6 protein-coding genes are annotated in these 5,399 nt (G+C 72.1%); 3 read left to right on the top strand and 3 right to left on the bottom strand.

All coding sequences use genetic code 11. From position 1 onward, the window contains the following. Positions 1-984 (bottom strand): hypothetical protein (locus HUV01_RS11475; protein ID WP_174298381.1); only part of this gene is annotated, 984 nt, incomplete at its 3' end. Between the two features lie 225 nt (positions 985-1,209). After that, positions 1,210-2,337, bottom strand: coding sequence for a DNA polymerase IV (gene dinB, locus HUV01_RS11470; protein ID WP_174298380.1), 1,128 nt, complete (start codon positions 2,335-2,337; stop codon positions 1,210-1,212). Positions 2,338-2,437: 100 nt separating this feature from the next. On the opposite strand from dinB, the gene HUV01_RS11465 reads away from it, so the two are divergent. After that, positions 2,438-2,686 carry a glutaredoxin domain-containing protein gene (locus HUV01_RS11465; protein ID WP_174298379.1) on the top strand — a complete coding sequence of 83 codons (249 nt, stop codon included), beginning with the start codon at positions 2,438-2,440 and terminating at the stop codon, positions 2,684-2,686. 14 nt (positions 2,687-2,700) lie between these two features. Here HUV01_RS11465 and HUV01_RS11460 read toward each other — a convergent pair whose 3' ends face one another. Then, the gene (locus HUV01_RS11460; protein WP_174298378.1) at positions 2,701-3,801 is read right to left on the bottom strand and encodes an NAD(P)/FAD-dependent oxidoreductase; all 1,101 of its coding nucleotides are present in this window, start codon (positions 3,799-3,801) and stop codon (positions 2,701-2,703) included. Between the two features lie 90 nt (positions 3,802-3,891). Between HUV01_RS11460 and HUV01_RS11455 the strand changes: the two genes are divergently transcribed. Both HUV01_RS11455 and cpaB read left to right on the top strand, forming a co-directional pair. Beyond that, positions 3,892-4,353: an A24 family peptidase gene (locus HUV01_RS11455; protein ID WP_174298377.1), complete on the top strand. Its 462-nt coding sequence runs from the start codon at positions 3,892-3,894 to the stop codon at positions 4,351-4,353. Between the two features lie 66 nt (positions 4,354-4,419). After that, the coding region (gene cpaB / locus HUV01_RS11450) for a Flp pilus assembly protein CpaB (RefSeq protein WP_174298376.1) at positions 4,420-5,399 on the top strand (980 nt) is incomplete at its 3' end.

The following is a 5,399-nucleotide window of genomic DNA, read 5'->3' as shown; positions in this document are numbered from 1 at the left end:
GAGCAGCAGCGGCACGGCCGCCAGCCGGACCGCGCGCCACCGCGCGAACGCCGCCGCCGCGCACACGCCCGCGGGCAGCATCACTGGCAGCGTATAGTGGTTGAACCACGAGCCGAAGGCCGCGAACCCCAGGATCGCGGCGAGGAGCCAGGCGTACAGGAAATGCCGGCGATGCGCCGTGGTCCGGTCTCCCGCGCGCGCGACGCCGGCGATCCCCATCAGCACCAGCGGCGCGAGGATGGTGGTCGACTCGATCAGATTGTGCCGCTGATCCGCCAAGGGGTCGCCGCCGCGATGCAGGATCGACAGGAAATTGGCGTACAGGAACGGCTGGGCTCGCCCGATCGCGGCGTAGCAGCCAAGCGCGAGGGTCGTCGGCAACAGCGCCGCCGCGACCCAGGCCGCGCCTCGCATCAGGAGGAGCCGTACGGAGCGCGATGCGCGCCACTCGATCCACAGCAGCCACAAGCCGAACGTGCCGCCCTCGAACACCACCGAATATTTGATCTGGAGCGCCAGCCCGACGATCAGCATCGCGGCCAGCCCGAGCCGCAGCCGCGCCCGCGCGTCCACTTCCCTGTCGCCCGCGCGCATGGTCGCCCAGGCGGCGGCGGCGGTGAACAGGTTGTAGAACGCCGGCGCCTGTCCGCCTTGCCCGTCGGCGATATCGAGCCACAGGATATAGAGGCTCGCCCCCGCGACGGCGCCGCGCCGCCATCCCGCCCGCGCCGCCAGCGCCGCCGCGACCAGCGAGGTGAGCCACACGAACCCGCTCGCCAGCAGCTGATACCCGACCACCGCCGCCCCGGGGGGCAGCCATGCGACGGACGCATAGAGCAGGAACAACCCGATCGGCTTGCGATCCCACACGTCAACGTACAGCAGGTCGCCGTGCAGCATGCGGCGCGCGACCGTCAGGTAGAACTCCTCGTCGACGTGCACGACCGGGTCGCCCACCGTGGCCACGCGGGCGGCGAGCGTCACGAGCAGCAGGATCGTCGCACGCCATCGCCAGACGGCATCCGCCCCACCGATGCCCGGAGAGTCGACAACGGATCGGGAGACGGATGTGATCGGTCGGCCTTCGGACGGGAGACAGGCCCCGTCCTTTGGAGCCGGCGGGGGCGCGGTGCAACGGCTTAGCTGACGCCGGCCCCGCTTGCGCGTCGCCATCTGCCCCCCTGCCTACATCCGGGCCTGCACCCTCGCCTACAGCGGCAGGCTCGGCTGGACGGGTTCGTCCGCGACGATGATCGGCGCCACCGCGCCGAACGCCGACATCGTCAGCCCGAGCAGGCGGACGCCGGTATCCAGCGGCATCAGCCGGTCCAGCAGCACATGCCCCGCTCCCGCGAACGCCGCGCGGGCGGCGAACGGCGCGGGAGCGGAGGTCGCGCGCGTGATCGTCCGGAACCCGGCGTAGCGCAGCTTCAGCGTCACGGTGCGACCGGGCACGTTCCCGCGCTCCAGGTGTCGCCCGATCCGGGTCCAGGCGGCGTCGACCACCGTTTCCAGCGCGGCGTGAAGCGCGGCGGGCTCGATCAGGTCGACGGAAAAGGTCCGTTCGGCGCCGATCGATTTCGCGATCCGGTGGCTGCGGACGGGTCGATGGTCCTGCCCGCGGGCGGCGGCGTGCAGATAGGCCGCGCCGCTGCCGAAATGCTGTTGCAGGACGGCCAGCGGCCGGTCCCGCAGGTCGGCGCCGGTCAGTATGCCCAGCCGCTCCATCTTCGCCGCCGTCACCGGCCCGACGCCGTGGAACCGCGCCACTGGCAGCGATGCGACGAAGGCCGCCCCGCGCGCCGGCGTGATGACGCAGAGGCCGTCGGGCTTGTTCTGGTCCGACGCCAGCTTCGCGATGAACTTGTTGTACGACACGCCGGCGGAGGCGGTGAGCCCGGTTTCCGCGTGGATGCGCGCGCGTATGGCCTCCGCGATCGCCTGCGCGGACCCCAGCCGCGGGCGGTCGTCGGTGACGTCGAGATACGCCTCGTCCAGCGACAATGGCTCGATGAGGTCGGTATAGTCGGCGAAGATCGCGCGGATCTGCTCGGACACCGCCCTGTATGCGTCGAAGCGCGGAGGCACGAAGACGAGCGCCGGGCAGTGACGCAGCGCGGTAACGGACGCCATCGCCGACCGCACGCCGTGGACGCGCGCCTCGTAGCTTGCCGCCGCTACCACGCCGCGTGCCCGCGCGCTGCCCACCGCCACCGGCCGGCCGCGCAGGGTCGGATCGTCGCGCTGCTCGACCGAGGCGTAGAAGGCGTCCATGTCGACGTGGATGATCTTGCGCTGAGGCGAGGGCGGATCGGCGGCGGAGTCGCAGGACGACATGCCGGGCAGATGGCGCTTTCAGGCCGGACCCGCAACGCAGCCGGAACGAAGCGCCCGGCCCGGCGCTTGTGGCCAGGTCCGCTGTTCCTGGGAATTGTTCATGGCGACGAAGCCGCACGCGCTGCTGTACCGCATGGTCCTGCCCGACCACACCTGCCCGTTCGGCGTGCGTGCCAGGCAGTTGCTCCAGGCCGCGGGATACGAGGTCGACGACCGCGTCCTCCGATCGCGCGAGGAGGTGGACGCGTTCGAGGCGAAGGAGGGCGTCGCCACCACGCCTCAGGTGTTCATCGACGGCGAGCGGATCGGCGGCAGCGACGCGCTGGAGGCATATCTGGCGAACGGGTAGGTCGGAAAAAGGGCCTAGCCGAACCGCGCCGCCGCATAGGGCGCGGGATCGAGCGCCGGTTCCCTGTCCCCTAGCAGCAGCGACGCCGCCAGCGCCGCCGCCGCCGGCGCGGTCTGGATGCCGAAACCGCCCTGGCCGGCGTACCAGAAAAAGCCGGGCACGACCGCATCGAAGCCATAGACCGGCCGGCGGTCTGGCGCGAAGCTGCGCAGGCCCGCCCAGCGCCGCTCGACCGCGGCCACTTGCCAGTCGACCACCTGTCCGAATCGGTCGACCGCCACGGCCACGTCCAGCTCCTCGGGCGCGGCGTCGCAGGGATCGGTCGCGATCTCGTCATGCGGGCTCAGCCACAGTCGTCCCCCCGCCTCGGGCTTGAAGTAGAACCGGCCGGCGATGTCCGCGACATGGGGCAGGCCGGCGGGGGCGGGCGGATCGGTGCGCAGCTGCGCCATCGTGCGGCGATAGGGACGGATGCCGATCGGCCGCACGCCGGCCTGCGTCGCCACCACGTCCGCCCAGGCGCCGGCGGCATCGACCAGCACGTCGGCGCGATGCTCGCCCGCGTGCGTGGCGATCCGCCAGAAGCCCTCGTCGCGGGAGGCTCGCTCGACGCCGGCGTCGGTGACGATCGTCGCGCCCGCCCGCCGCGCCGCCGCCAGATAGTCGCCGTGCAGCCGGGCGACGTCGATATACGCGCAGGACGGCTCGCGGATGCCGATCGTCCAGCCGGGCTTCAGGCCGGGGATCAGCGTGGACGGGTCGACCGGCTCCAGCACCACGCCCGATCCGGCGAACTCGGCCAGGAACGCCTCGGCGCGCTCGGCATCCCTTGCCCGGCCGATATGGAGCGAGCCCAGCGGCTCCAGATAGCCGGCGTCGCTCAGGCCCCCCGGACGCAGCGCCGGACCCGACAGGCTGGTGAGCGGCTGGATCGCGGGGCCGCCATAGGTCTCCGACCAGAACGCCGCCGACCGGCCCGTGGCGTGATAGCCGGCCACCGACTCGGCCTCCAGCAGCAGCACCCGCGCGCGCGGCGCCAGGACGGCGGCCAGGCTCGCGCCGGCGATCCCGGCCCCGGCGATGGCGATGTCGTGGCGAAAGGGGGGACCGGTCATCTGCCGCGCCGATATGGGGAGCGGGCGGTCGACCGGAAAGCCGGGGACGCGGTTACGGTTTCGAAAGCCGCGACCGCTATCCCCCAGGGCATGGGGGGGATCAATCCGACGGTCGCGCTGCCGATCGCGCTCGCGCTGCTCCTGGTCTTGGTCGGGATCGAGGACGCGCGCACCCGCGAGATCGCCAACTGGAAGAACGCGGCCATCGCGCTGCTGGCGCCGGCCTGGTGGTGGGCGACAGGCTATCTGCCGTGGCCCGACGTGGCGGCGCAGCTCGCGCTCGCGGTCGCCGTGTTCGCACTGTTCTGCGGCGCCTTCGCGCTGGGCCAGATGGGCGGCGGCGACGTCAAGCTGATCGGCGCGCTCGCGCTGTGGCTGCCGTTCCAGCCGCTGGTGTGGATGCTGATGGCGATGAGCATCGCCGGCGGCGCTCTCACGCTCGTCATGCTGGTGGAGGGCAGGTGGCTGCGCCGCCCGGGCCGGATCGAGGTCCCCTATGGCGTGGCGATCGCCGTCGCGGCGCTGATGACCCTTCCGCGAACAGCTTCTTAACCACTTTTGGTCAATATCAAATGAGCAGGTCACGGCCCGCGCTGCACGAAAGGCACGAGTGCATCCATGGATAGTCGCAAGGTCCTTCTGATGATCGGCGCGTTGATCGTCGCCGGGATCGCCGCCTTCTTCGCCCGCACGCTCCTGGTCGGCAGCGCCGCGCCGCAGGCCATGGCGCTGGCACCCGCCGCGGCCGCCGTGGACGGGCCGATGGTGCTGGTCGCCACCCGCGCGTTGCCGGTCGGCACGATTCTGGACGCCACCGCGCTGAAGTTCCAGCCATGGCCCAAGGAGCTGGTCGACAACGCCTATTTCATCCAGGGCCACGCCGACCTGCACTCGCTCCAGGGTACGGTGGTGCGCAGCGGGATCACCGCGGGCCAGCCGGTGACGCAGGGCGCGCTGGTGAAGCCGGGCGACCGGGGCTTCCTCGCCGCCGCGCTCGGCCCCGGCATGCGCGCCGTCACCTTCCCCGTCTCGGCGCAGAGCGCGGTCGCGGGCTTCGTGTTCCCGGGCGACCGGATCGACCTCGTGCTGACGCAGTCCGTGCCCGGCGGCGGCGACGGCCCGCCGCTGAAGGCGTCGGAGACGATCATGCGCAACCTGCGCGTCCTCGCCACCGACCAGCGGACCGACAACGTGGTGGGCGAGGACGGCAAGACCAAGCTTTCCACCTTCGGCACCGTCACCGTCGAGGCGACCCCCAAGATCGCCGAGGGCGTCGCGGTCGCGCAGACGATCGGCTCGCTGTCGATCTCGCTGCGCTCGATCGCGGACAATCCCGGCGAGCTGGAACAGGCGATCGCGTCCGGCACGGTGAAGGTGCCCGACGGCACCGATCCCAGGGCGGAACGCGCGATGATGACGCAGCTCGCACGCCAGCCGCAGGCGGGCAGCGCCTCCGTCTCGACCGGCGCCGACGTCTCGCGCTTCCAGCGCAGCACGGTGCCAGCGCACGGCAGCGGGGGCGGGGGCATGTCGATGCCGGGCGGCCTGGCGTCGATCCCGGCGGCTCCAGGCGGCGGCAGCGGCGGCGGATCGGGCGG

Source organism: Sphingomonas bacterium, from assembly GCF_903643035.1.
Classification (GTDB): Bacteria; Pseudomonadota; Alphaproteobacteria; order Sphingomonadales; family Sphingomonadaceae; genus Sphingomonas.
This window is presented reverse-complemented; position numbering and strand designations above follow the sequence as displayed.

Coding starts and splice junctions, on each gene's coding strand:
- dinB (WP_174298380.1), bottom strand. CDS start 2,337: ATGTCGTCCTGCGACTCCGCCGCCGATCCGCCCTCGCCTCAGCGCAAG.
- HUV01_RS11465 (WP_174298379.1), top strand. CDS start 2,438: ATGGCGACGAAGCCGCACGCGCTGCTGTACCGCATGGTCCTGCCCGAC.
- HUV01_RS11460 (WP_174298378.1), bottom strand. CDS start 3,801: ATGACCGGTCCCCCCTTTCGCCACGACATCGCCATCGCCGGGGCCGGG.
- HUV01_RS11455 (WP_174298377.1), top strand. CDS start 3,892: ATGGGGGGGATCAATCCGACGGTCGCGCTGCCGATCGCGCTCGCGCTG.